The 26956-nt window shown below is 63.5% G+C and carries 23 protein-coding genes; 20 read left to right on the top strand and 3 right to left on the bottom strand.

The window, feature by feature from the left end:
• The first annotated feature begins 166 nt into the window (after nt 1–166).
• The 8 genes from NKI15_RS25775 (at nt 167) to NKI15_RS25740 (ending at nt 10469) form a co-directional block, all read left to right on the top strand.
• On the top strand, nt 167–427 hold the full coding sequence (locus NKI15_RS25775) for a hypothetical protein (protein WP_023692134.1): 261 nt from the start codon (nt 167–169) through the stop codon (nt 425–427).
• The gene (locus NKI15_RS25770; protein ID WP_352521258.1) at nt 421–3609 is read left to right on the top strand and encodes an efflux RND transporter permease subunit; all 3189 of its coding nucleotides are present in this window, start codon (nt 421–423) and stop codon (nt 3607–3609) included. Before NKI15_RS25775 ends, NKI15_RS25770 begins: the two co-directional genes overlap by 7 nt.
• 14 nt (nt 3610–3623) lie before the next feature.
• Entirely contained in the window at nt 3624–4778 is a 1155-nt protein-coding gene (locus NKI15_RS25765; RefSeq protein WP_023740662.1) for an efflux RND transporter periplasmic adaptor subunit, read from the top strand.
• 179 nt (nt 4779–4957) lie between these two features.
• Nucleotides 4958–5665 (top strand): GntR family transcriptional regulator, encoded by a 708-nt coding sequence (locus NKI15_RS25760; protein ID WP_352521257.1) that lies wholly within the window; start codon nt 4958–4960, stop codon nt 5663–5665.
• A 17-nt stretch (nt 5666–5682) separates the two neighbouring features.
• Nucleotides 5683–6786: a mandelate racemase/muconate lactonizing enzyme family protein gene (locus tag NKI15_RS25755; protein ID WP_023729287.1), complete on the top strand. Its 1104-nt coding sequence runs from the start codon at nt 5683–5685 to the stop codon at nt 6784–6786.
• A 161-nt stretch (nt 6787–6947) separates the two neighbouring features.
• Nucleotides 6948–8270 (top strand): NAD(P)H-dependent oxidoreductase, encoded by a 1323-nt coding sequence (locus NKI15_RS25750; protein ID WP_023668524.1) that lies wholly within the window; start codon nt 6948–6950, stop codon nt 8268–8270.
• 20 nt (nt 8271–8290) lie between these two features.
• Entirely contained in the window at nt 8291–9778 is a 1488-nt protein-coding gene (locus NKI15_RS25745; RefSeq protein ID WP_352675653.1) for a xylulokinase, read from the top strand.
• Between the two features lie 97 nt (nt 9779–9875).
• The gene (locus NKI15_RS25740; RefSeq protein WP_352675650.1) at nt 9876–10469 is read left to right on the top strand and encodes a hypothetical protein; all 594 of its coding nucleotides are present in this window, start codon (nt 9876–9878) and stop codon (nt 10467–10469) included.
• A 15-nt stretch (nt 10470–10484) separates the two neighbouring features.
• Here the strand turns inward: NKI15_RS25740 and NKI15_RS25735 are convergent, their stop codons facing one another.
• Nucleotides 10485–11447, bottom strand: a complete 963-nt coding sequence (locus NKI15_RS25735; RefSeq protein ID WP_023668527.1) for a sugar-binding transcriptional regulator — start codon at nt 11445–11447, stop codon at nt 10485–10487.
• A gap of 284 nt (nt 11448–11731) precedes the next feature.
• On the opposite strand from NKI15_RS25735, the gene NKI15_RS25730 reads away from it, so the two are divergent.
• The 11 genes from NKI15_RS25730 (at nt 11732) to NKI15_RS25680 (ending at nt 23413) form a co-directional block, all read left to right on the top strand.
• A complete protein-coding gene (locus NKI15_RS25730; protein WP_502895742.1) occupies nt 11732–12715 on the top strand; it encodes an ABC transporter permease in 984 nt (327 codons plus the stop codon).
• A 129-nt stretch (nt 12716–12844) separates the two neighbouring features.
• Nucleotides 12845–13783 (top strand): sugar ABC transporter substrate-binding protein, encoded by a 939-nt coding sequence (locus NKI15_RS25725; RefSeq protein WP_023684414.1) that lies wholly within the window; start codon nt 12845–12847, stop codon nt 13781–13783.
• Nucleotides 13784–13813: 30 nt separating this feature from the next.
• Nucleotides 13814–15322, top strand: coding sequence for a sugar ABC transporter ATP-binding protein (locus NKI15_RS25720; protein WP_023815212.1), 1509 nt, complete (start codon nt 13814–13816; stop codon nt 15320–15322).
• A 106-nt stretch (nt 15323–15428) separates the two neighbouring features.
• Nucleotides 15429–16193 carry an SDR family oxidoreductase gene (locus tag NKI15_RS25715; RefSeq protein WP_352887343.1) on the top strand — a complete coding sequence of 255 codons (765 nt, stop codon included), beginning with the start codon at nt 15429–15431 and terminating at the stop codon, nt 16191–16193.
• Nucleotides 16194–16202: 9 nt separating this feature from the next.
• Entirely contained in the window at nt 16203–16988 is a 786-nt protein-coding gene (locus tag NKI15_RS25710) for a glucose 1-dehydrogenase (protein ID WP_023709923.1), read from the top strand.
• A 425-nt stretch (nt 16989–17413) separates the two neighbouring features.
• On the top strand, nt 17414–18388 hold the full coding sequence (locus tag NKI15_RS25705; RefSeq protein ID WP_023709924.1) for an ABC transporter substrate-binding protein: 975 nt from the start codon (nt 17414–17416) through the stop codon (nt 18386–18388).
• A 70-nt stretch (nt 18389–18458) separates the two neighbouring features.
• Entirely contained in the window at nt 18459–19538 is a 1080-nt protein-coding gene (locus NKI15_RS25700; RefSeq protein WP_023709925.1) for a quaternary amine ABC transporter ATP-binding protein, read from the top strand.
• Nucleotides 19535–21514: an ABC transporter permease gene (locus NKI15_RS25695; RefSeq protein WP_352514466.1), complete on the top strand. Its 1980-nt coding sequence runs from the start codon at nt 19535–19537 to the stop codon at nt 21512–21514. Before NKI15_RS25700 ends, NKI15_RS25695 begins: the two co-directional genes overlap by 4 nt.
• A gap of 7 nt (nt 21515–21521) precedes the next feature.
• Nucleotides 21522–22322: a hypothetical protein gene (locus tag NKI15_RS25690; RefSeq protein WP_352514465.1), complete on the top strand. Its 801-nt coding sequence runs from the start codon at nt 21522–21524 to the stop codon at nt 22320–22322.
• 4 nt (nt 22323–22326) lie between these two features.
• Nucleotides 22327–22464, top strand: coding sequence for a hypothetical protein (locus tag NKI15_RS25685; protein ID WP_023726364.1), 138 nt, complete (start codon nt 22327–22329; stop codon nt 22462–22464).
• A 154-nt stretch (nt 22465–22618) separates the two neighbouring features.
• The gene (locus NKI15_RS25680; protein ID WP_023687067.1) at nt 22619–23413 is read left to right on the top strand and encodes a hypothetical protein; all 795 of its coding nucleotides are present in this window, start codon (nt 22619–22621) and stop codon (nt 23411–23413) included.
• A 41-nt stretch (nt 23414–23454) separates the two neighbouring features.
• Here the strand turns inward: NKI15_RS25680 and NKI15_RS25675 are convergent, their stop codons facing one another.
• On the bottom strand, nt 23455–24813 hold the full coding sequence (locus NKI15_RS25675) for a trimethylamine monooxygenase (RefSeq protein ID WP_023709929.1): 1359 nt from the start codon (nt 24811–24813) through the stop codon (nt 23455–23457).
• Nucleotides 24814–25080: 267 nt separating this feature from the next.
• Here NKI15_RS25675 and NKI15_RS25670 point away from each other — a divergent pair, with 267 nt between their 5' ends.
• Entirely contained in the window at nt 25081–25791 is a 711-nt protein-coding gene (locus tag NKI15_RS25670) for a helix-turn-helix domain-containing protein (protein ID WP_023687066.1), read from the top strand.
• Nucleotides 25792–25913: 122 nt separating this feature from the next.
• On the opposite strand, the gene NKI15_RS25665 is transcribed toward NKI15_RS25670, so the two are convergent.
• Nucleotides 25914–26954, bottom strand: coding sequence for a heme-dependent oxidative N-demethylase family protein (locus NKI15_RS25665; protein WP_023687065.1), 1041 nt, complete (start codon nt 26952–26954; stop codon nt 25914–25916).
• Nucleotides 26955–26956: the final 2 nt, after the last annotated feature.

Genomic DNA, 26956 nt, shown 5'->3' with positions numbered 1-26956 from the left:
TACTTACTGGTAACACCTATGTGGCCTTCCGTCAATAACAAGGCCGTGAACTGGTCCTGCCAGATCACAAAGGGTGAAAATTGCAGGTCATGCGGCTCCGGCCGGTGAAGAGATGAAAACCGGTTCGCGATCGTCCGATGCGGGCCGCTGGAATGGAGACGCTCCAATGTCGCAGCGCAAGGATTTGACCATCGATGAAGCCATCCGGGATCCGATGATCCGGCTGGTGATGAAAGCGGACCGCGTCAATCCGCGCGCCTTCGAAGCGATGCTGAGGACCGTTGCCGATGAGCAGGGCCTCAGCGGTGCGGCGCCGTCTTCGTATTTTTTGCAGGACCCGGGTTCGGTGCGCGGCCGGCGGCTGTCCCGGTCTGCCAATTCTTTTAAAGAGGCCGGTTCTTCTAAAGAGGTTTGCGTGTCGTGGTAAACTTTTTCATCCATCGTCCGATCTTCGCCTCGGCCATCGCCATCATCATGGTGCTCGCCGGGACGATTTGTTATTTCCTTTTGCCGGTTTCGCAGTTTCCCGACATCACGCCGCCGCAGGTCGTGGTCAGTGCGCATTATCCGGGCGCCAGCGCGCAAGTGGTCGCCGATACGGTGACGACGCCGCTGGAGCAGCAGATCAACGGCGTCGAAGGCATGACCTACATGTCGTCGTCGAGCTCCAATGACGGCTCCTCGACCATCACCATCACCTTCGATGTCGGCTATTCCTTGAGCACCGCGGCCGTCGACGTCCAGAACCGCGTCTCGCAAGCCGCCTCGTCGCTGCCGGCGATCGTCAACCAGGGTGGCGTGACGATCAAGAAGCAGAACCCGAATTTCGTCCTCATCGTCAATCTGACCTCGCCCGACAGTTCGGTCGATCCGGTGGCGCTGAGCAACCTCGCCTATCTGCAGGTTGTCGATCCTTTGAAGCGGCTGCCCGGCGTCGGCGACGTGCAGATCTTCGGCGAACGCCGCTATTCGATGCGCGTCTGGCTCGATCCGGACAAGCTCGCCAATCTCGGCATCACCGCTGTCGACGTCCAGAACGCCATCTCGGAACAGAACGTCCAGGTGGCGGCCGGCAAGATCGGCCAGTCGCCGGCGCCCGCCGGCACCGCCTTCGAGATGCAGGTCAACGCCGTCGGCCGCCTGAGCGACCCCAAGGAGTTCGGCGACATCGTCGTGCGCGCCAACACCGGCACCGGCTCGCTGGTGCGGCTGCGCGACGTCGCCCGCATCGAGCTCGGCGCGCTGCAATATTCGTCGTCGGCCTTCTTTGGCAAGGACCCCACGGTGGTGCTGGCCGTCTACCAGATGCCCGGTTCCAACGCGCTCGATCTGCAGCAGCACGTCAAGGACAAGATGCAGGAACTGTCGGCCCGTTTCCCCAAGGGCGTCTCCTACGCCATGCACTACGACACCACGCGCTTCGTGTCGGCATCGATGCATGACGTGCTGATCACGCTTGGCGAAGCGCTGGTGCTGGTCGTGGCCGTGGTGTTCATCTTCCTGCAGAGCTGGCGCACGACGATCATCCCGACCATCGCCATTCCGGTGTCGCTGGTGGCGACGATGGTCGTCATGGAAATGATGGGCTTCTCGCTCAACATGCTCTCCCTGCTCGGCATGGTGCTGGCCATCGGCCTCGTCGTCGACGACGCCATCGTGGTGGTCGAAAATGTCGAGCGACAATTGGAGGCGGGCCTCAAACCGCTGGCGGCGACCAAGGCCGCGATGGCCGAGGTCACCGGACCGATCATCGCCACCACCGCGGTGCTGATGGCCGTCTTCGTGCCCGTTGCCTTCATTCCTGGCGTCTCCGGCAAGCTCTACAATCAGTTCGCGCTGACGGTGGCGATTTCGGTCGGCATATCCGCCTTCAACTCGCTGACGCTCAGCCCGGCGCTGAGTGCCGCCTTCCTGCGCCATCGCGGGGAGACGCAGTTCGCCCCGTTCCGCTGGTTCAACACGGGTTTCGACAGGCTGTCGCATGCCTATGCCCATGGCGTACGCATCCTCATCCGGCTGCGCTGGATCATGCTCGGTCTGTTCGCGGCCGGCCTGGTCGCCACCTACTTCGTCTGGCAAAAGCTGCCCTCGACCTTCCTTCCGGTCGAGGACCAGGGTTACTTCTTCGTCGTCATCCAGCTGCCTGACGGCGCCTCGCTGGAACGCACTGACGCCGTGGCCCAGAAGGCGCGCGACATCCTCCAAGCTACGCCCGGCGTCGAGATTGTCGGCTCGATCAGCGGCCTGAACTTCCTGACCAGTGCCGCGCAGTCGAACTCGGCTGTCGAGTTCGCCATCCTGAAGCCGTGGGAAGAGCGCGGCCCCGACCAGAGCGCGTCGAAGCTCGTCGCCGACGTGCGCGGGAAGCTGATGCAGATTCCGGAAGCCTTCGCGCTGTCCTTCGATCCGCCTTCGATCCCGGGTATCGGCACCACGGGCGGCTTCGAATTCGTCGTCGAGGATCTCACCGGGCGCGGCAGTTCAGCCCTCAACGACGCGACGCAAGCCGTGATCGCCGAGGCGCGCAAGCAGCCGGAAATCAACCCGCAGCAGCTGTTCTCGCCGTTCTCGACCTCGACGCCGCAGTTCAACTACGACCTCGACCGCAGCAAGGCCAAACTGCTCGGCCTCAACCTGCCCGACGTCTTCAACACGCTGCAGATCTATCTCGGCTCGCTCTACGTCAACGACTTCAACCTGTTCGGCCGCACCTTCCGGGTGACCATCCAGGCCGACAAGGATGCACGTGCCGACGCAGGCGACCTTTCGCGGCTCTATGTGCGCAACGCCTCCGGCGGCATGGTGCCGCTGAGCACACTGGGCAAACTGGTGCCGTTCGTCGGCCCGGAAACCGTGCCGCACTACAACAACAACGCCTCGGCCACGATCAATGGCGGCGCAGCCCCCGGCTTCTCGTCGGGCCAGGCGGTTGCCGCGATGGAACGGGCCGCCGCCACCGCTTTGCCCAGGGATTTCGGTTTCGAATGGACCGGCATCACCTTCCAGGAGCTCAAGGCAGGATCGATCGCGTCGGTCGTCTTCGGCCTCGCCATCGTCTTCGTCTTCCTGATCCTGGCGATGCAGTATGAGAGCTGGGCGATGCCGTTCATGGTGCTGCTGGCGGTGCCACTGGCCCTGTTCGGCGCCTTCGCAGCCCTGTTCTTGCGCGGCATGCAGATCGACGTCTACTCGCAGATCGGCTTCGTCATGCTGATCGGCCTCGCCGCCAAGAACGCGATCCTGATCGTCGAGTTTGCAAGGCGGCGGCGCGAGGAGGGACTGAGCATTGTCGACGCGGCAATGGAAGCTGCGCGGCTGAGGCTGCGGCCGATCCTGATGACGGCCTTCGCCTTCATCCTCGGCGTGCTGCCGCTGATGTTTGCGACGGGTGCGGGTGCGGCAAGCCGGCAGTCGATCGGCACCACCGTGTTTGGCGGCATGGTCGCGGCGACCATCCTGTCGCTGGTGTTCGTGCCAGTCTTCTACGCGGTCATCGAACAGCTGCGCGAACGCCGCGTGCGCAGCGAACCCAACGCTGCTCATGACCAGGACAATAATGAACCGACTGCCGAACCAGCGCCGATGCGCCTGGCCGAAGCAGCCGAATAGAATTGGAGACCAAAATGCGTAAATGGAAAATAGCTTTGGGAACGGCCGTCGCCCTGGGAGCGATCTCGGTGGCAAGCGTCCACTTCCTCGACATGGGCAATCTCAGCCTCAATGCCGGCACGGCGGCAGCGACGGCAGCACCTGCGGCATTCGTCATGCCGGTGCCGGTGACGAGCGTGGTCAAGAAGACGATCCCGATCTACCTTGACTACGCCGCCCGCATCGAGGCTATCCGCAGCGTCACCTTGCAGGCCCGCGTGCCCGGCTATCTGCAGGAGCAGACGGCTAAGGACGGCGCGGATGTGCGCCAGGGTGATCTGCTCTACAAGATCTCGCCTGACGACTTCAAGGCGGCTCTCGACCAGGCCAAGGCCGAAGTGCAGCGCGACCAGGCGAGCCTCGACTATGCGCGCTCCAATCTCGGCCGCGGCTCCGAACTCGCCAAGAGCGGTTATCTGGCCAAGGATGGGTTCGACCAGCGCACGAGCACCTTGCGTCAGGCCGAAGCGTCGCTTGCCGTCAACCAGGCGGCGGTGCGGACGGCCGAGCTTAATTTGAGCTACGCCGAAATCCACGCTCCGTTTGCCGGCCGCGTCGGCCGCAACCAGGCTTCGGTCGGCACGCTGGTCAGCGTCGCCGGCACGGTGCTGAACACGCTGGTGCAGCTCGACCCGATCTACGTCACCTTCAATCCGAGCGAGACGGATCTGGCCGAAATCGAACAGGCCCGGGCCGCCGGCCCGATCGAGGTCGAGGTGCTGCTGCCCGGCGAGACCGAAGCCAGCCAGAAGGGCGAACTCACCTTCATCGACAACACGGTCGACCACTCGACCGGCACGATTACGGCGCGCGCCACCATCGGCAATGCGAAGTTCTCGCTGCTGCCGGGCCAGTATGTCCGCGTGCGGCTGCACATCAAGCAGCTGCCCGACGCGCTGATGGTGCCGCAGGTGGCGCTGGGTTCGAGCCAGCTCGGCAAATATGTCTATGTCGTCGGCAAGGGCAACACGGTCGACCAGCGCATCGTCTCGCTCGGCGCGACCAGCGGCGACCTTGTGGCGGTGCTCAGCGGCGTTGCCGAAGGCGACCAGGTGATAACCGGCAATCTGCAGAAGATCGGACCAGGAATGCCGATCTCGCCGTTGCCCCAGGAGAAACCGGCCAGCTGATAACCCCCATCAGCCCCGGTCCTGCGGCGCCTTCGGCTTCCACGCCGAGGGCGCCGTTTTTTATGGAGCGCCGCACGCCGTTTTTGGAGTAACCGCAAGGCACAAGAATCCGGAACAGACATATTGTAGGATTGTCGACAATCTGCTTGTCTGTTTCCGGCTCTCACTGGAGTGACGGAATGGCCAAGCTGGACTTCAATCCGATCGCGGATACGACACGCCGAGCCGAGATCGTTGCGCTGTTGCGGCGGGCGATCCTGACCGGCCAGCTGGAACCCGGCCAAAAGCTGAACGAGCTGAGGATCGCTGAGCAGATGCGGGTCAGCCGTGCGCCGTTGCGCGAGGCGATGCGCGAGCTGGTGCAGGAAGGCATCCTGACCAGCATTCCCTATGCCGGCACCTTCGTCATCGATGTCACCGCCAAAGATATCGACGACGCCTATTCGCTGAACAAGGTGCTCGATGAATTCGCCATCGAGCGGACATGGAAGCTGCGCGACCAGCGCTTCTTCGATGAACTCGACCGCCGGCACGAAGCGGTGAAGCAGGCAACGCGCGCGCGCGACACCACCCGCCAGATCGAGACCGCACTGCAATTGCACGGGCTGATCTATGAATGGGCCGACAATTCGGTGCTGCTGGAAACCTGGCAGCGGCTGACCAGCCGGCTGCAAATGTACTTTGCCCTGCACCAGCGGGCCCGCAACGAGCCGGTGCCGGCCGAAGATCTCCACGAAACCTATGTGCGGCTCTTGAAGGGCGCCGACATGCGCGCTGCCCAGCGCCATGCGCGCGAGCATATCGACCTCGATTTCGAAGAGCTGCTTGCCTATGCGCGTGGCCTCGAGCAGCGGAACATCGAAGGGCTGACCCTCCTCAACGCCTAGAGACAACGGACAGACAAGTGCAGATCAAAACCATCAAGGCCTATCGCGTCGTGCAGCCCTTCGTGGACGGGCCCTACCGCATGTCCAAGGGGCGGGTTGCAGACTGCTTCGATGCGGTGATCGTCGCCATCACCTCCGACAGCGGCGTAACCGGCTGGGGCGAGATGGCGCCGCTCGGCAATTTCTATTCGGCCGCCTTTCCGGCGGGAACGCGTGCGGGCGTGGTCGAGATCGCGCCGCACCTGATCGGCCAGGACCCGCGTGGCCTCGCCGGCATCGGCCGATTGATGGATACGGTGTTCAAGGGCCATCCCTACATCAAGTCGGCGCTCGACATGGCCTGCTGGGATCTGGCGGCCCGGGCCGCCGACGTGCCGCTGGTGACCATGCTTGGCGGCCGCGAGAGCGACATGGCGGAGACCTACCGCGTCGTCACCCACGGCACGCTCGACCAGATGGCGGCACTGGCCAAAAGGATCATCGCGGAAGGCTGCCGGCGGCTGCAGGTCAAGGTCGGCGGCAATGTGCATGACGACATCGACAGGGTGAGCGCAGTCGCTTCGGCCGTGCCGAAAGGCACGGTGATTTTCTGCGACGCCAATGCCGGCTGGACACCCTACCAGGCGCGGCAGTTCGCCGATGCCACGCGCGGCATCGATTACACGTTCGAGCAGCCCTGCACGACGATCGAGGAGAACATGTCGGTGCGCCGCATGCTCGACAAGCCGATGGTGCTGGACGAGAGCGTCATCTCGCTCGAGGCGATGGTGGAAATCCACCGCCTGGGCGCCGCCGACGGGCTGACGCTGAAGATCTCGCGGCTTGGCGGCGTAACCAGGACAAGGCAAATCCGCGACGTCGCCGTCGATCTCGGTTTCATGATCACCGTCGAGGATACGGGCGGCGCCGAGATCGACACGGCGGCGATGGCGCATCTGTCGCTGTCGACGCCGGAAGAACGCCGGCTGCACGCCATCGCCTTCCATGAGTGGGTGACGGTGCGCACGGCCTCCAACGCCCCACCGGTCACCGGCAGCCACATGGGCATTCCCGACGGGCCCGGCCTCGGCATCGATGTCGTGCCCGACCTGCTCGGCAAGCCTTTCCTAGAGATCGGCTGAGATCAAGCGCAGCATGAACCTGTCACCCCACGAATCCTCCGTGGGAGATTTGGTCCTGCAGCCATTCTCCGATTTGCGGGTTGAAATATTTTTCAAATGGAAATAGGAATGTTCAAAATGATGATTTGACGCTGCGGCGCGTCATGACTGGAGGAAGCGATATGGCCCATCCGCAATTTGCAGCGGAACTTCTGCAGCGCGCTGAAGCCCAAGGGCCCATCACCATCGGACTCGCCGGCGCCGGGCAGATGGGCACCGACATCGTCGTCCAGGTGGCGCTGATGCCGGGCATGCGGATCGGTGCCATTTCCGAGGTGCGGCCGCAAGCGGCGATCGATGCCGCACTGCTCGCCGGCCATGACCGCTCCGACATCGTCCAGGCTGCGAACGCCTCTGCCATCGACCGCGCCATCGAGGCCGGCAAGATCGCTGTCACCGAAGATCTGCATGCGCTGGCCGCGGCCGGCCGCATTGATGTCATCATCGACGCGACAGGCAATCCCAACATCGGCACGCTGTTTGCGCTCGAAGTGATGAAGAACGGCAAGCACATCGTTATGCTCAATGTCGAGGCGGACATTACGATCGGCCGCTTCCTCAAGGAGGAAGCGCGCAAGGCCGGCGTGGTCTACACCGGTGCGGCCGGCGACGAACCCGCCTGCACGCTGGAGATCATCGGCTTCGCCAAGAGCCTCGGCTTCAACATCATCGCCGCCGGCAAGGGCAAAAACAACCCGCTCAAGATCGACGCCATGCCCGCCGACTACGAGAAGGAAGCGGCCGAGCGCAACATGAATGCGCGCATGCTGGTCGAGTTCGTCGACGGTTCCAAGACGGCGATCGAGATGGTGGCTATCGCCAACGCCACCGGGCTGGTGCCCGACGTGCCGGGCATGCACGGCCCGACGGCGACGCTGGAGGAACTGGCCAGCGTGCTTTGCCCGCGCGAGGATGGCGGCGTGCTGCACCGCAAGGGCGTGGTGGACTATTCTATCGGCAAGGGCGTGGCGCCCGGCGTGTTCTGCATCATCGAAACGAGGCATCCGCGCGTGCTGGAGCGCATGGTCGACCTCAAGGTCGGCAAGGGCCCCTATTTCACGATCTACCGTCCCTATCACCTGACAAGCCTTGAAGTGCCACTGTCGGCGGCGCGCGCCGTTGTCTACAAACGCGCCGACATGGAGCCCCTCGACCATCCGGTCGCCGAAGCGGTGGCGGTGGCCAAGAGCGATCTCGGCGCGGGCCAATCGCTCGGCATGATCGGCGAGAACGACTATCGCGGCTTCGCCATGACCTGGGAGGACGCCCGCGCCAAGGGCGCGCTGCCGCTCGGGATTGCCGAACGCGCCAAGGTGGTCAAGCCGGTCAAGACCGGCGACTTCCTTACCTATGAAAATTGTGTACCCGACGATTCGATGGTGATAACGCAGATCCGCCGCCGTCTAGACCAGTCGGATGGACAGTTTGTGACCAACGCCGCCTGAACCTTCGGGATCTCCCTGTGATGGACGATGTCGTTATCGGGATCGATGCCTCGACGACGGCGGTGAAGGCGATCGCCTTCACCGGCGACGGCGCGGAGCTGTTCCAGGCGCGCGAGGCCTATCCGCTGGCCAATCCTAAGCCCGGCCATTTCGAGCAGGATGCCGAACATTGGTGGGCAGCCCTTATCAGTGCGCTGAAGCAGGTTGCCGACAAGGTCGGCGCCGCGCGCGTGGCGGCAATTGCCATGGCCCATCAGCGCGAGACCTTCACCCTGATCGATCAGGCCGGCACGCCGCTCATCCCGGCGATCCTGTGGCTTGACGAGCGCGCCCGGCCTCAAGTCGCCAGGCTGTCGGCCGAGCTTGGCCGCGAGACGATCCGCGACTGGAGCGGCAAGCCGCCGGATCCGACGCCGGCGCTCTATGCCATCGCCTGGCTGGCCGAACACCAGCCGCAGGTGCTGGCCAACGCCGCCGCCCTGGTCGATGTTCATGGCTTCTTCGTTCACCGGCTGACCGCACGGCTGGTTACCAGCACGGCAAGTGCCGACCCGCTCGGCTTGCTCGATGTCGCGACAGGCGAATGGCACCCTGAGCTTGTCGCGGCTGCAGGGCTGCAGCCACGGCAGTTGCCGGCGCTGATCGGCCCAGGCGAAATCTGCGGCGGCCTTGCCGAAAGCATTGCCCAGCTGACTGGCCTCAAAGCGGGCACGCCAATTGTCGCCGGCGCCGGCGATGGCCAGGCCATGGGTCTCGGCATGGGCGTCTATGGTGCCGGCAGGAGCTATCTCTCGCTCGGCTCCGGCGTCGTCAGCGGCTGCTATTCCGGCACGGTCACCACATCGGACGCGTTTCGCACGCTGGTCTCGCCGACCGGCTCCGGCTTCATGCTGGAAACCGTGCTGCGCTCGGGCATGCAACTGGTCGACTGGATCGTGCGCACCACCGGCGCGTCTTCCGCGGCAGAACTGGAGAAGGGTGCGGTCGATGTTGCGGCCGGCGGCGACGGTCTTTTGGTCATGCCCTATTGGGCCGGCGTCATGAGCCCCTATTGGGATGGCGCGGCGCGCGGCGCCGTTGTTGGCCTGTCGCTCGACCATGAGCCCAGGCATCTCTTCCGCGCCACGCTGGAAGGCATCGCTTTGGAGCAGGCCATCGCCAGCGAGGCGATGGAGGCCGAACGCGGCGGCAAGCCGGGAGAGATGATTGCCGCCGGCGGCGGCACCAATTCGGCGCTGCTGATGAAGATCATGGCCAGCGTGCTGGAGCGGCCGCTGTTCGTGTCGCCGGTCAACGAGGCGGCGGCCCTTGGCGCGGCCATGCTGGCGGCTTCGGCGATCGGCTGGTTCGCCTCGGCGGAAGACGCCGCCAAGGCAATGGCGGCGGCGCCGGCCAGGCGTGTCGATCCGGATATGACGCTGGTGCCGGCTTACCGGGCGCGCAAGGCGATCTACCGCGACCTCTATCACGCGACACGCGACATCCACGCGCGGCTCGGTGCGATCTGAGTTCAAGCGCAGTTTGCCTGCGTGAGGCTCCCATGCCCAACCTGCCCAGCTTGCCGATTTTGCGTCCTGCCCGGCCAATGCTAGACTCATCGGGCTCATGAAAGCAGTATTTCACCTTGCCGCCCTGCCCTGGATTGTCGCGCTTGCGGCAGCTCCAATGACGGCGCGTGCGCAGGACGAGCCGCCCTTCGAGGTCACGCTCGACATGGACAATGACGGCAGGATGGATCGGGCCGCGATCGCGGCGGATCCCGACAGCGGGCTGGCGGATCTCTCGATCTATCTGGCTGCCGGCGAAGGAAAGCTCGATCCTTCGCGCAAGCCTGACTTTGTCAAAAAGGCGCTGACGCAGGACCGTATTCTCGGGCTCGAAAGCAAGGGCAAGGGATCGCTTGCCGTCACCTCGTGCTTCGGCTGCGGCGCCAACAAATCATGGGATGCGACGCTGACCATCGTCTGGCGCGGCGGTAAATTCCTTGTCGCCGGCTACAGTCGCGACTGGGACTGGAATGTGCAGAAAGCCGACGGCTCGGTCGAGACGACGCTGGGCGGCTGCGACATCAATTTTCTCACCGGCAGAGGCATTGCCTCAAAGGACCTGGACGACGGCAAACCGGTCGCGGGAAAATTCGTGCCGGTCGCGCTGGCCGACTGGTCGGACGACAGTCGTCCGGAGCCCTGCGAATTCTGACAAGCCCCGCGTGCTTCAGCGGTTGAGCAATCCCTTGGCCGCGTCCTCATCGGTGATCAGCACCGAAATCCTAGTATTGGCGAGCGCGGCGCGCATGACGGCGACCTTCTCCTGACCGCCTGACACCAGGATGATGCTCGGAATATCGGACAGATCCTGCAGCGGATAGGCGCAGACGCGACGGTTGACCTCATGGTCGACAGGGTGGCCCTCGGCGTCGATGAAATGGCACAAGAGGTCGCCGACCGCGCCGGCCGCCTGCAATTCCTCGAGTTCGCTCGGTTTGATGAAGCCGTAATTGGCGATCGGGCTGTCCTTGGAAAACGAGCCGACGCTGAGCACGGCGATGTTGGCGCGGCGCGCGCGGAAGACGACATCCTGAACGCTGCGCTGGCTCATGAAGGCATCGCGCTGTTCCGGCTTGTCGGCATAGACCGGCACCGGCAGCAAGAAACATTCAGCGCCGATCTTTTCGGCGAACTCCCAGGCGCTTTCGGTCGGGTTGAGCGGCTGCGCGTGGGTAAGGCCGCCGAGCATCGAGACAACCGTCGTCCTGGCGATCGGCCGCCTCGGCAGTTCGTTGATGGCGAATTTCAGGGTGCGACCCCAGCCCAGCGCAATGACGTCGCCGGCATTCACATTGTCGGCGAGATAGGCGGCAGCCGCGTGGCCGATCATCAGCGGCGCGTTGCTGCGATCAGCGGCCGACGGCACCACGACCGCCTGGCTGAGCCCGAAACGCTGCTTCAGGCTCTCCTCGAGCTGCACGCATTCGACGACACTGTCGCGAATGCGGAACTGCACGATGCCCTCCTCTCGCGCAGCGGAGAGAATGCGGTGCACCTTGATGCGGCCGACGCCGAGGATCTCGGAAATGCGCTCTTGCGTCAGACCTTCGACATAGTAATGCCAGGCAGCGCGGGCCTTCAGCTCGGCATCGGGGAAGCGCGAGGCCTTCTCATTTTCGACGGTCGCCATCTTTTGCCTCCCGCGGCCAGATTTCGGAAATCTTTTCCGCAAAGCGCCGCCTCTGGCTTCCCTAGGACAAACCGCCCGGTGGCGCAAACCTTCGCCGAATGGCGCAACGGCTCTTGACAATTTTCTAATGAACAGTTTAGCTGAACAAAATTGCATATCAAAGATAAATTGTTCACAGGGAGGTGCCTGGTGAACAAGAGTGGACGGCAGGCCATCGCCGTTTCGCTGACGGAGGAGACGAAGTGGCCGTGAGTAATGATGCAAGCGAGTCGAAGGCTGGCGAGTTGAAAGCCGCGCCCGGCGCTCAAGGTGTGACGGCCGCGAAGCTTTCGGCACTGTTTGCCGGAACCATGGGACCGCTGATCGGACTGCTGCTGCTCTGCCTGGCGCTGACGCTGACCACCGACACGTTCCTCACCGTGCGCAACATCCTCAACGTGCTCGACCAGATCACCGTGCTCGGCATCATGGCAATCGGCATGACGCTGGTGATCCTGATCGGCGGCATCGATCTCTCGGTCGGCTCGGTGCTGGCGCTGGCCGCCATGGTGATGGGCTTTGTCTCCCATCCCGACTATCTCAATCTCGGCCTTGCGGCCGGCGTCGTTGCAGCACTGGTCGTCGCCGGCCTTTGCGGACTGGTGTCCGGCCTGCTGGTGACCGTTACCCGGCTGCCGCCGTTCATCGCGACGCTGGCGATGATGTCGGTGGCGCGCGGCCTTGCCAACATGATCACCGACGGCTCGCAGATCGTCGGCTTTCCCGACTGGTTCACCAGCCTGTCAATCATCCGCCATTTCGGCTTCCTGTCGGTCACAGTCGGGGTGATGATGGTGCTGGCGATCGTCTTCGCCATCTTCCTCAACTACCGCGCCACCGGCCGCAGCCTTTACGCCATCGGCGGCAGCGCCGAGGTGGCGCGGCTCTCCGGCATTCCGGTGAAGTCGCTGACCAACTGGGTCTATGCCATCTGCGGCGTGCTTGCGGGTCTTGCAGGCATTGTGCTCGCCGCGCGGCTGGATTCGGTGCAGCCGAGTTCCGGCCTGGGCTATGAACTCGACACCATCGCGGCGGTGGTGATCGGCGGCGCCAGCCTCTCGGGCGGCGTCGGTTCGATCGGCGGCACAGCGGTCGGCGTGCTCATCATCGGCGTGCTGCGCAACGGCCTCAATCTGCTCGGCGTCTCGCCCTTCATCCAGCAGGTGGTGATCGGCGTGGTGATCGCGCTGGCCGTCGCCAGCGACACCTGGCGGCGCAGGGCGCGATAGAGAGCGGGGCACAATTGAGAATTCGCCCGGAACGTCCGGGCGATAGACGGATCGGTCGATCCGAAACTGGGATGTTCCAAGGGGCGCGATGCGCTGGCGGGACAGTTTGACTATCAACGGAGGAAACACATGCTGACCAAACGTTCATTGCTGCTTGCCGCGGCCGCCATCATTCCGCTGCTCGGGCTGACCGACATGGCCTCGGCCAAGGAGGCCAAGAAGCTTGGCCTCGCCGTGGCCAATTTGCAGGCCGACTTCTTCAACCAGATCAAGCAGTCGGTCGAAGCCTACGGCAAGGAAAAGGGCATCGAGATCGTCACCGTCGACGCCAAGGGCGATTCGGCAACGCAGGTCAGCCAGGTACAGGATTTGATCACGCAGAACATCGACGCGCTGATCTACATTCCGGCCGGCGCCACAGCCGCCACCGTGCCGACCAAGACCGCCAAGGCTGCCGGCATCCCGGTCGTCAATGTCGACCGCAACGCCGACGGCGCGCCCGGCGACACCTTCATCGCCACCAACAGCGTCGCCTCGGCGCAGGCGGTGTGCGACTACATCGCCAAGCAGGCCGGCGGCAAAGGCGAACTGATCATCATCCACGGCCAGAAGGGCACCACGCCGGAAGTGGATCGCTCGAAGGGCTGCGGCGAAGCGCTCAAGGCCTATCCCGATATCAAGGTGGTCGGCGAATTGTGGAGCGAAGGCTGGCACCAGGACGAAGGCTTCAAGCTGACGCAGGACCTGCTGCAGTCGCATCCCGATGTCTCCATCGTCATCGGCCAGGCCGATGCGCTGGCGCTGGGCGCGGCACAGGCGGTCAAGGTCGCCAATCCCGGCCACAAGGTCTGGGTCGCCGGCTTCGATGGCGACGTGGCCGCACTCAAGGCGCTGAAGGACGGCGTGTTCGACGTCACCGCGACGCAGCAGACGCAAGGCATGGGCCGGCTCGCCGTCGATGCGGCGATCAAGCTGGTGGCCGGCGAAAGCGTTCCGGCCGAGCAGCTGCAGGATGCGACGCTGACCACCAAGGACAATGTCGAACAGTTCATCGCCAAGCACCCGTAATAACCCGCACCGCTTAGAGAGAGCGCCACGATGTCTCCTGATCCTCGCCACAGCGAAAGCCCGCACAACGGGCTTTTCGTCAACGGCCTCTGCAAGAGCTACGGACCGGTCCAGGTTCTGGCCGATGCGAGCTTCGAGGTGCGGCCGGGCGAGGTTGTGGCGCTGCTCGGCGAAAACGGCGCCGGCAAGTCGACGGTGTCCAATATCATCGCCGGCTCGACCCGGCCCGACGCGGGCACCATCATCTGGCGGGGGAAGCCCTATTCCCCCGCCTCGCCCGCCGCCGCCATCGATGCCGGTGTGGGCATGATCCATCAGGAACTGAAGCTGCTGCCGGATCTGTCGGTGGCGGAGAACGTCTATGTCGGGCGCCTGCCGATGCGCGGCGGCCGCATCGACCGCGCAGCGATGAACGCCAAGGCCTCGGCGCAGTTGAAGCGGCTTGGCCTCGACGTCTCGCCCGAGCGCAAGGTGGGCACGCTGCGCATCGCCGCCCAGCAACAGGTCGAGATCGCCAAGGCGTTGACGCTCAATGCCGAATTGCTGATCTTCGACGAACCGACCGCAGCGCTTGGCGGCGAGGAAACGGAGCTTTTGTTCCAGCAGATCCGCAAGCTCAAGGCGGAGGGCATGTCCTTCATCTACATCAGCCATCGTCTCGACGAGATCGCGCAGATTGCCGACCGCGTGGTTGTGATGCGCGACGGACGCATCGTCGCCCGCCACGAACGCGCCGATATTCCCGTGCGCACAGTAGTGGAGCAGATGGTCGGCCGCTCGGTCGAGCGGATGTTCCCACACTTGACGCCGCCGCGCGAGGAGACGCTGCTCGAGGTCGACAACCTGTCCTCGCCGGAGAAGAGCTTCAACAACGTTTCCTTCTCGGTCAAAGCAGGCGAGATCCTCGGCATTGCCGGGTTGATCGGCGCCGGCCGCACCGAACTGGTGCGGGCGATCGCCGGCGCCGATCCGATCTCGTCGGGCTCGGTGCGCGTTGCCGGCAAATCGGTGCATCTCAGCGGGCCGGCGGCAGCGATCAAGGCCGGCGTCGTGCTGGTGCCGGAAGACCGTAAGGCGCAAGGCGTGGTGCTCGACCAGACCATCGGCGAGAATCTGGCGTTCGGCAATTTCGACCATGTCGCGCCGAAGGGCTGGGTGTTTCCGAAAGCGGTGCAGAAATTCGCCGAAGCCGGCATCGCAAGGCTCGGGGTCAAGGGCAAACCTGGCCAGGCGGTCAGCAAGCTTTCCGGCGGCAACCAGCAGAAGGTGATCATTGCCAAATGGGTGTCGCGACCGCCAAAAGTGTTCATCCTCGATGAACCGACGCGCGGCATCGATGTCGGCGCGCGTGCGGCTATCTACGACGTGATCGCCGACCTCGCCCGCTCCGGCATGGCGGTGGTGGTGGTCAGCTCCGACCTCGAGGAGGTGCTGGGGCTGTCGCACCGGGTGCTGGTGCTGAGCCGCGGCCGCCAGCGCGGCATTCTCGACCGCAGCGAGGCGAGCAATGTCGCGGTGATGGAACTCGCCACGAGCTGAGGACAGGAGTCGGAACAAAGCACAGCAGGTGGTATCCTCCCAAGGACCGGACCGCGCGGGGCGCCAGCAAAGACTGGCGCCCCTTCATTTCAGGAGGGGGAACAACATGAAACTATTCGATCTCAGCGGCGACGTAGCGCTGGTAACAGGCGCCGGCAGCGGCATTGGCCAGGCCATTGCCATCGGGCTCGCCGAAGCCGGCGCCGACATAGCCTGTTTCGGCCACTCCTCCAAGGGCGGGCTGGACGAGACGGCGCACAAGATTTCGGCACTTGGCCGCAAGGCGCTGGTGCTGACCGGAACGGTGACGTCGGAGGCCGATCTCGCGTCAGCGATCGAGCGCACCGAGAACGAACTCGGCGCGTTGACCATCGCCGTCAACAATGCCGGCATCGCCGGGGCCGAGCCGGCCGAGACGCTGCCGCTGGAAAAATGGCAGAGTATCTACGACGTGAATGTCAGCGGCGTGTTCCTGTCCTGCCAGGCCGAGGCGCGCGCCATGCTGACGCGGCGCAAGGGCTCGATCATCAACATCGCCTCGATCTCGGGCTCGATCGTCAATCGCGGCCTGACCCAGGCGCATTACAATTCGTCGAAGGCGGCCGTCATCCACATGTCGAAGAGCCTCGCCATGGAATGGGCCGATCGCGGCCTGCGCGTCAATGTGGTGAGCCCCGGCTACACGCTGACGCCGATGAACAAACGGCCTGAGGTCGCGGAACAGATCAAGATATTCGAGCGCGACACACCAATGGGCCGCATGGCGACGCCGGAAGAGATGGTCGGCCCGACCGTGTTCCTGGCCAGCCGCGCCGCGAGTTACGTCACCGGCATCGACCTGATCGTCGATGGCGGTTTTGTCTGCTGGTAAGGAGAAAAGATGCAGAAGCGTTTTGAAGGCAAGACTGCGGTCATCACCGGCGCGAGCGGTGGCATCGGCGCGGCGATGGCGAAGCGCTTCGCCGAGGAAGGTGCCGCGGTCGTGGTCAGCGCGATCGATGCCCGCGTCGAAGAGGTCGCCGCCGGCCTCAAAGCGGCTGGCGCCCAGGTCGCGTCGATGCGCATGGACGTGACCAACAAGGACGAGGTCACCGCGCTGTACGACCTCGCCGAGAAGGAATTCGGCCGCGTCGACATTTCGGTGCAGAATGCCGGCGTCATCACCATCGCCCGGATCGAGGCAATGACCGAAGCCGAGTGGGACAAGGTGTTGGCAGTGAACACCAAGGGCGTGTTCCTGTGCTGCCAGGAAGCGATCGCGCGCATCCGCAAGCATGGCGATGGCGGCCGGCTGATCAACACGGCATCGGGCCAGGCGCGGCAGGGTTTCATCTACACGCCGCACTATGCGGCGTCGAAGTTCGGCGTCGTCGGCATCACCCAGAGCCTGGCCAAGGAAGTAGCCAAGGAAAAGATCACCGTCAACGCGATTTGCCCCGGCATTATCGACACTGACATGTGGGCTTACAACGACGCCGCCTGGGGCAAGCTGATGGGTGACTACAAGCCCGGCGAGCTGATGGCCGAATGGGTGAAGAACATCCCGATGGGACGCGCCGGCAGCGGCGAGGACGTGTCCGGCCTGGTCAGCTTTCTCGCCAGCGACGACGCCACCTACATCACCGGCCAAACCATCAATGTCGATGGCGGCCTGATCATGTCGTGAACGTCAGCTCTGGCGGTTGGCAATCGACCAGTCTGAAATTCCGCAGTGCACAGGGCATCAGCCGTTGCGCCGCATGAACGTTGGTATATATAATTTCATCTCATGAAACGGCCTTGGCGGGGATGGGGCTCGCCGGCCGAGACCATGGGACCTTGATGGCTCGCACGTCTGAGAGCGCCGCTGGAGCGGCGATCGATCTGTTGACGATTGCTCACGCAGCAATCCATCCGATGCCATGACGCGGGCCCGCCCGGCATCACATAAACGCCAAGTCGAGCAACCATTTCGCCTGCGCAAGTTGCGGCTGCGGCACTGGCTTGGTGCGAACGAGCTTGCGTAACGACCCGCCTTTCCAACACAATCAAGAAAAGACGCAAGAAGGGAACGATCAAGAAATTTCCACATGGTTTGACAGGAGAACAAGCATGTCATTTCGCAGTGTGATTTCGAACCTATCAATGGGAGCCTTTGCGCTTGCCACCGCAAGTTCGCTTACATCGCCGGTCCAGGCAGCAGCACCCGAATCCAACGACCCGATCAAGATCGCGCTGTTCGACTGGACCAGCGTCAATCTCAACGCCAAGATCCTTGGCGGTATCCTCGAAAAGCTCGGCTATACCGTCGAATATCCGACAGCCGACTACCTCTCCAGCCTGACCACCGGTCTCACCAATGGCGACCTCGATGTCGGCCTGGAGTTCTGGGACACGACGGCCGGCGAGGCGATGAAGGCCTCCGACGCCACCGGCCAGACCGAGCGGCTGGGCAAGCTCGGGCCGAAGGCCAAGGAAGAGTGGTGGTTTCCCGAATATATGAAGGAGAAATGCCCGGGCCTGCCCAATTGGGAGGCGCTGAAGGACCCGAAATGCGCCGAGGCGTTCTCGACGGCGGAGACGGCGCCGAAGGGCCGCTATCTCGGCGGCCCGGTAACCTGGGAAGGCTTTGACGACGAGCGCGTCGAGGCGCTGAAGCTGCCCTTCACCGTCATCCATGCCGGCACCGACGCGGCGATGTTCGCCGAGTTGGACTCGGCCTATCAGCGCAAGGCGCCGATCATGCTGTGGATCTATTCGCCGCATTGGGCGCCGGCCAAGTACAAGGGCGAGTGGGTCGAATTCCCGGAGTATACGCCCGAGTGCTACACCGACCCGAAATGGGGCACCAACCCGGATGCCAAATATGATTGCGGCAAACCGCATGGCGAAATCTGGAAATACTCCTGGTCCGGCATGAAGGACAAATGGCCGGTCGCCTACAAGGTGGCCAAGGCGTACACGATCGATACCGATGAGCTCAACAAGATGAGCGGCGAGATCGACCTCGGCGGCAAGACGCCCGAAGATGTCGCCGCCGCCTGGATCGCCGCCCACGAAGCCGACTGGAAAGCCTGGGCGCAGTGATCGCCTGACTGGAAGCCAGACCCGGCCCTAGCGGCCGGGTCTTATCTCCATTTTCCAGAAGGACCATTGGATGACGGAAGCGACTGAACCGCAGGCAACTGGCACGCCCAAGGATGTGCGGCCGATAAAGCTTGCCTGCCGCAATGTCTGGAAATTGTTCGGGTCGAACGCGGCCAGCTTCATCCGCGAGCGTGACGGCAAGGCCAGCATGGCCGACATCGCCGCGGCCGGACTGGTCGGCGCGGTGCGCGCCGTCGATCTCGAAATCCGCCAGGGCGAGATTTTCATCATTATGGGGCTGTCCGGCTCCGGCAAGTCGACGCTGGTGCGCTGCATGTCGCGGCTGGTCGAGCCGACCCACGGCAAGGTCGAATTCGAAGGCAACGATCTGCTCAAGATTTCCGATTCGGCGCTGATCGAACTGCGGCGCCATCGCATGGGCATGGTGTTCCAGAATTTCGCGCTGCTGCCGCATCTGAACGTGCTGGAGAACATTGCCTTCCCGCTGAGTATCCAGGGCCAGGACCGGCCGACGCGCGAAGCGAGAGCGCGGGAGGTGATCGATCTCGTGGGCTTACGCGGCCGCGAGCATTTCTATCCGCGCGAACTCTCCGGCGGCCAGCAGCAGCGCGTCGGCATCGCCCGCAGCCTCGCGACCAAGCCGGAGATCTGGTTCCTCGACGAGCCGTTCTCGGCGCTTGACCCATTGATCCGCCGCGAGATGCAGGACGAGCTGATGCGGCTGCAGACCATGCTGCACAAGACCATCGTTTTCATCACCCATGATTTCGACGAGGCGATCAGGCTGGCCGACCGCATCGCCATCATGAAGGACGGCGAGGTCATCCAGATCGGCACACCGGAGCAACTGGTGGTCAATCCGGCGACCGACTATGTCGCCGAATTCACCCGGGATGTCGACCGCGCCAAGGTGATTTCGGCGCGCAGCCTGATGCGTGCCCTGGATGGCTCCGAGCATGGCGGCACGGTTTCGCCCGACGCCAGGATCGCCAGCTTCTCGGCCAGCATCGTCGCTTCGGGAAAACCGTTCGCGGTGGTCAACGGCAGCGGCAAGTCGATCGGCGAGGTGACGCCGCAAGCCGTGATCGGACTGCTGGCCGGCATCGACAAGCAAAGAGCCGGCGCATGACGGTGACTGCAAGCGCCAGCCAAACGAGGCCACCGGTTCAGCGCTGGCTGCTGATCTGGGCGCTGGCGCTGGCCGCCGTGCTGGTGGTATTCCTGCTGCAGGAGAGGCTGCCATGGGCGGTCGACTATCCGGCCGATGCGGTCGTTCCCGTCGCCGACTGGGTCAGTGCGCTGATGCGCTGGATCAAGTCGAACTTGTCCTGGCTGACCCGCTCGATCACTGCGGTGCTCGGCGTTCCCCTCGATTTCGCGCTCGACCTGCTGGCCAAGAATTTCAAGATCGGTCACGGTGCCGATGCCTATGTCCTGCCGCGCCTGTCCTGGATCGGCGTCTGCGTAGCCGCCTTCATCGCCGGGCACGCGGTGGGCGGTAGAAAACTCGGCATGCTGGTCGGCGGCTGCTTCCTCTACACCGCGCTGTTCGGCCAATGGACCAGCGCCATGCTGACACTGGCACTGATTTCCATCGCCGTGCCCTTCTGCATCGTCACCGGCCTGTTCGCCGGCATCTGGGCGTGGCGCAAGCCATGGGCCGAGCGGCTGATCATCTCCCCTGCCCTCGATTTGATGCAGACCATCCCGACCTTCGCCTATCTCATCCCGATGCTGCTTTTGTTCGGCAACAGCCCGGTCTCGGCGATGATCGCCACCGCCATCTTCGCCACGCCGCCGATGGTGCGGGCAACGATGCTGGGTCTGTCGCGGGTGCCGTCAGAGATCGATGATTTCTCAGAGATGGCCGGCTGCACGGCGCGGCAGAAATTGTGGCGCGTGCTGCTGCCATCGGCGCGGCCGACGCTGATGGTCGGCGTCAACCAGGTGATCATGCTGGCGCTCAACATGGTCATCATCGCCTCGATGATCGGCGCCGGCGGCCTCGGCTACGACGTGCTGCTGGCGCTGCGTGCGCTGAAGGTCGGCGAAGCGATGGAAGCCGGGCTCGCCATTGTGGCACTCGCCATCGGGCTCGACCGGTTGAGCCAAGCCATCGCCCACAAACAGGCGAAGGGCCACGTTCAACGGCAGGCGAACCAGAGCTTTTGGCGGCGCTATCCCAATCTGTCGCTGGCCATCGCCATCCTGGTCGTGACGACGCTGCTCGGCCTGTTCGTACCGGCATTCGCAGCGGTGCCGAAGGCGATCACCTTGACCACCGCGCCACTGTGGAAGGCGGCGGTCAGCTGGGTGACGATCAACTTCTTCGACGTGATCGAAGCGTTTCGCGTGGCGCTCATCCTCAATGTACTGAACCCGCTGCGCGCCTTCTGCGAAGGCTTTCCGTGGCTCGGCGCGGTGGCCCTGCTCGGCCTCGCCGGCTACCAGTTCGGTGGCCTGCGTCTCGCCGCCCTCGTCGCCGCGCTGACCGCCTTCTGCGCCGTCACCGGCCTTTGGGAAAAGACCATGGCGACGGTTTATCTCTGCGGCATCTCGGCCTTCATCGCCTGCCTGATCGGCATCCCGATCGGTCTGATGGCCGCGCGCAGCGACCGCTTCGAAAAGATCGTCACGCCCATCATCGACACGCTGCAGGTGCTGCCGTCCTTCTGCTTCATCATTCCCGTGGTGATGCTGTTCCGGGTCGGCGACGTCACCGCCATGATCGCCACGGTCGCCTTCGCCGTGGTGCCGGCGATCCGCTACACCAATCACGGCATCCGGCAAGTGCCGCCGGCGCTGATCGAGGCGGCGAAGGTTTCCGGCTGCACGCCGCGCCAGACCTTCTTTCGGGTACAATTGCCACTGGCGCTTCCCGAAATCATGCTGGGCGTCAACCAGACGATCCTGATGGCGCTGGCGATGATCATCATCTGCGCAATGGTCGGCACACGCGACCTCGGCCAGGAGGTCTTCATCGCGCTGTCCAAGGCCGATTCCGGACGCGGCATTGTCGCGGGTCTCGCCATCGCTTTCATCGGCATCGTCGCAGACCGGCTGTTCAATGCCTGGACGGCGAAGGCGCGGGCAAGACTAGGATAATTGTTGAATGTCCAATCCCGGCGAACCGCCTTTTGCCGTACTCGTCTTCGACATGGCCAAGACCGGCGAGCCGGACGGGGAGCACGTAGTTTCGGGGTTTGAGACGCTGGAGGCGGCGACGTCCTACGCCATTGCGCGGGTTCGCGCCTCGGTGGAGGAGTTGCGCGAGCCCGGCATCGCCACTGCAGAGCTTCGCCAGCTCTGGCACCTCTATGGCGAAGACTGTTCGGTGCTGAACGCCGGAGTGCGCGGCAGCGATCTACTCGACGATTTCATTGCGACGCCGTCGATGCCGGCCGAATGCAACTGGCAAGTTCTCGCGCCAAGGCTGCGCCGCTTCCGCGCCTCGCTGCTGATCTCCAACGGCAACAACGAATCCGTCTGGGCGGGCGGCTTCTTTCGCTCGACCTACAGGCTGACGCGAGACGGCCTCCTCGAGCGCTTTGGCGACGACGCCATTGCCGCCTTCAAGGCCAAGGGGATCGAGCCGGCGGAGCCGACGAAGCTCATGGTCGCCAATTACTTCGAGCTTCCCGACCCGCCCTACCCGCCGCCAGGCGTGACGCTGCGATCCTGGAAGGTCGAGGTCGGTTTCGTCTGCCATGACGTGAAGTTCGGCGGCGACGCCGCCGGAATCTTCGCCTGGCCGCAAGAGCCCACCGACTGGGCGCTCAGAACCATGCAGTTCCTGCTGATGGCCGACATGATGGCCATGCGCGGCGATGGCCCCGACTTGGCCAACGACTGCGAGATACTAACCGCCAAGGTGACCGAGACGGAGGCGCCTCCCGACTATCCGCTGGATTGAAGTGATGATCATCACCTGCCCCGTGGCCGGCACACGCGATCTCGGCCAGGAAGTGTTGGTCGCACTGTCCAAAGTCGCGGCATTGTCGCGGGCTGGCAACAACCTGCCATCGACATCATCGCGGTCGGTCTTCGACCCCTGAGCCGCGAAAGCTCAAGCACGGCTCGGATAGACGGTTTCGCCTCTTCTGGAGTTCGCCTCTTCTGGAAATGGCAGGCCGCGCTCCAGCTCTTGACTTTGACGCATTTTCGCGCGGAAAGCTGCTTCATCCTCGACCAGCCTGAGCTTGCTGCCGAATGCCCGATCAGCGCGAACCGCCTTTTACTGTCGTCGTCTTCGACATGGCCAAGACCGGCGAGCATGTGGTTTCGGGGTTTGAGACGTTGGATGCGGCTACGTCCTACGCGATTGCTCGGGTTCGCGCCTCGGTGGAAGAGCTGCGCAAGCCCGGCATCGCAGCAGCCGAGCTCCGGCGGCACTGGCATATCCATGGTGAGGATTGCACGGTGCTGAACGCCAATGTGCGCGGCAGCGATCTGCTTGACGATTTCATCGCGACGCCGGGGACACCGGCCGAATGCGACTGGCGGGCGCTGGCGCCACGACTGCGCCGTTTCTACGCCGCTGTGAACGTCTTCAACAACGATGGCAAATCTATCCGGGTCAGCGGCTTTTTCCGCGCGACCTACCGGTTATGGCACGCTGGCCTGCTCGCACGATTTGGCGACGACGCCATCGCCTCCTTCAAAGCCAAAGGCATCACGCCGGCAGTGCCGACGAGAGTCTCGGTCGACCATCACTTCGAGCAGCCCGATCCGCCGCGCCCGCCGCTCAGCGATATCAGGCCGTTGCTGTCGTGGAAGGTCGAGATCGATTTCGGATGCACCGATGTGAGGTTCGGCGCCAAAACCGACGGCGTCTTCGCCTGGCCCGAGGAGCCGACCGGCCGGGCACTCAACGACATGACACATCTGCTGATGGCTGACAGGCTGTCTATGTACGGCACCGGCCCGGAGGGTGCCTATTATAGCGAATTGGTGTGGGTCAAGGTGACGGAGACCGATGCGGCTCCCGACTACCCTCTGAATTGAAACTGGGCCGGTGCCGGCGCATTGTTTTGCATCACGCCGACCTATTCCGCCGCCACGCCCTTCACCTGGAGATAGCTTTCCATCGAGTCGTCCAGCGCCTGCAGCCAGGGCGTATGGTGCAATGGCGCCATGGTGCCGGTCATCAGCGAGCGGTAGGCGTGGTCGCGAAAGCTCATAATGTCTTCCGCCTTGTGGTGCTCCCATTCCATGAAGGTCTGGTTGACCGCCTCGACGTCGAAGCCGGGATAGTCGGTCTGGTCCATCAGTTCCTTGGTGTAGTCGCCCTGGAACCAGATCATCTGCTCGGCGTCTTCCAGCGTCTCTTCGCGTGCCCGCCACTTGGCGCCGTGCTCGGCCATCGCCTGTCCCGACGGCAGCTTGATGCGGCCCATGATGACGTCACGGGCGAACCAGGCCTGGGCGTCGAACATGTTGAAAGTGTAGAACTGGTCCTGCATGCCGATATAGGACAGTTTCGGGTTCTTCTCCCACACGACGCCCTCATAGAGCCCGTCCGGCCACATGCGGTTGGCGGTCTTCAGCTTCAGCTCTTCCGTGAGGAACGGGAAGGAATGCAGATAGCCGGTGCACAGGATGATGGCGTCGACATCTTTTGTGGTGCCGTCCTTGAAGTGCGCCGTCTTGCCGACGACCTTCTGCAGCAGCGGCACTTCCTTCCAGTTCTCCGGCCATTTGAACCCCATCGGCTTGGAGCGGTAGCTGGAGGTGATCGATCTGGCGCCGTATTTGTAGCATTGCGAGCCGATGTCCTCGGCAGAATAGGAGCGGCCGATGATCAGTATGTCCTTGCCCTTGAACTCCATGGCGTCGCGAAAATCATGGCTGTGCAGGATACGGCCGTTGAAGGTCGAAAAGCCTTCGAAATAGGGAACGTTGGGAACCGAGAAATGCCCGGAAGCGACGACGACATTGTCGAACTCTTCGGAGTAGGTGACGTCGTTGGTGCGGTCATGCGCGGTGACAGTGAATTTCCTGCTCTCGTCCGAGAAGGTGACCATGCGCACCGGGCTGTTGAAGCGCACCCATTTGCGCAGGCCTGATTTCTCGACGCGACCCTTGATGTAATCCCACAAAACGGCGCGCGGCGGGTAGGATCCGATCGGGCGGCCGAAATGCTCCTCGAACGTATAGTCGGCGAATTCCAGGCATTCCTTCGGTCCGTTCGACCAGAGGTAGCGGTACATCGAGCCGTGGACGGGGTCGCCATGCTCGTCGAGGCCGGTGCGCCAGGTGTAGTTCCACAGGCCGCCCCAGTCCGACTGCTTTTCGAAGCAGACGATTTCGGGGATCTCGGCGCCCTTGTCGGCAGCCGACTTGAAGGCCCTGAGCTGGGCCAGACCGGATGGCCCCGCTCCAATGACGGCAACGCGCGTTTTCATGGCAGGCCTCCCGGTGTCATTCGATTTTTGGAATTGCTCTTACGAAACAAATTTCACTCACAGGACAGTAATTGCCTCTTGGATGCTGTCAACAGGCCTTGTGGAGAAACCGCGTTTCGCCCCAGCGGATTTCCGGAAAAACGGATGACGGCGTAAATCCTGTTCGGACACCATTCGACTTAAGGGGCTTGCTGCGCGGTTGCGTTTCTGTATCGGCACCGAATATGTTCACCTGGAGTGAAATAATCATGGGGATTCGGAGGCGAGATGGCGAAGACAAGTTCCGATTCCAAGACTGCTTCGACAAGGGCAAAGCCACCGGCAAAGGCCTCCGTGGACGGAAAAACCATCCGCGCGCCGCTGACGCAGAATCCGCACGCCATTCGCGACACGCGCGAAAAAGTGCTGGAGGTGGCGATCGGGCGCGAGGTGCGCGCCTTCCGCAAGAAGCTCGGCATCACCGTCGCCGATCTCGCCGTCGCCACCGATATTTCGCTGGGCATGCTGTCGAAGATCGAGAACGGCATCACCTCGCCGTCGCTGACCACACTGCAGGCGCTGTCGAGGGCGCTCGGCGTTCCCGTCACCGCCTTCTTCCGCCGATTCGAGGAAGAGCGCAGCGCCGTCTTCGTCAAGGCCGGCGAAGGGCTAGATGTCGAACGCCGCGGCACCCGCGCCGGCCATCAATACAATCTGCTCGGCCATATCGGCTCCAACACCAGCGGCGTCGTCGTCGAGCCCTATCTGATTACGCTGACCGAGGATTCGGATGTGTTCCCGACCTTCCAGCATGAGGGCATGGAATTCCTCTATATGCTGGAGGGCGAGGTGGTGTACCGGCACGGCAGCAACCTCTATCCGATGAAGCCGGGCGACAGCCTGTTCTTCGACGCCGACGCGCCGCACGGGCCGGAGCAACTGACGAAACTTCCGATGCGGTATCTGTCGATTATTTGCTATCCGCAGAGCGCGGGGTAGTCGGACCGCCGCAGCCCGCTCACCCGGATTGCCCCGAGGGGAGAGGAGTCTGGCGTCAGCGCTGGCGATCTCTTCTCCGCTCGGGGAGAAGGTGGCCGCGCAGCGGCCGGATGAGGGGGCCTTTAGTCCGGCCCGAACCCCGGTGACGTCGCACTGCCATCATCCAGCTTCGACAGCCATTCCACCAATGTCGGCCGATACCGCGTCAGGCCCTTGTAGGTGGCCAGCTCTTCCGGCAAATCCCGGATCACCCGGTGCAGTCGCCTTGCCCATTTCGGCTGTGTCACCAGTTCGTCCATCTTGATCAGATAGCAGCGGATCGGGAAGACGATGCCGTTCGAGCGCGGCAGGCGCCAGAAGCTTTGCAGTTCGACGCGCAGATGCACCTTGTCGCCGACATTTTCGGGCGTCACCGTCGCGCGGTCCGGGCCCCATTTGTGGTAATTCTCCGGACTGGTGTCGAGGCGCGGGTTGATGGTCATCGTCCAGTTGAGACGCCGCGCCGGCTTGCCCTGCTGGATGTTGGTGAGGAACTTCAGCGCCCTGACGAAAATCCCCTTCTCATGCGCCAGCGGCACCGGCGCGTGCCATTCGAAGAAATTCATGCCGATGTCGAAATCGAGCGACCAGTCGGCCTGAGTGGTGACCATGCCGGCGTCCATCCAAAGATTGCCGTCGCGCTGATCGAGAATGCAGAAATCACCCTGGCTCTGGCGGGTGATGTACTCCATCGGCCCGTAAGGCAGTGTCGAGGTGTCGCCGAAGGTGAAGGTGTCGTCGATGCCGAGCGGCCGGTTGATCCAGCGCCAGCGGTCGCCGTCGCGGGTCAGGGTGAAATGCTCGGGATAGCCAAGTGCCTGTTGCTCCATCAAAAGTTCGAGCAGGTCCCAGCCGGCCAGCGTCATATGCGGCAGCGACTGGCAGCGCAGCGGATCGTCGGCCAGCACCAGTGCACGGTCCTGCATCTCGGCGACATAGTGCTCGTCGACGTCGATCAGGTTTTCCAGAACGCTGCCCTTGGGGCCAACCACATGCGGCTCGATGTTGACCGCATACATGTAGGCGTCTTCGTGGAACGGGAACGGAAACCGCCTGATGTGTTCCGGGCTGTTCCTGAAGGTGAAATCGTCGCGAAACGTTTCCTTGCGAAAGGTGATGCCCAAGC

The organism is Mesorhizobium sp. M0862, from assembly GCF_040319795.1.
Taxonomy (GTDB): Bacteria; Pseudomonadota; Alphaproteobacteria; order Rhizobiales; family Rhizobiaceae; genus Mesorhizobium.
This window is presented reverse-complemented; position numbering and strand designations above follow the sequence as displayed.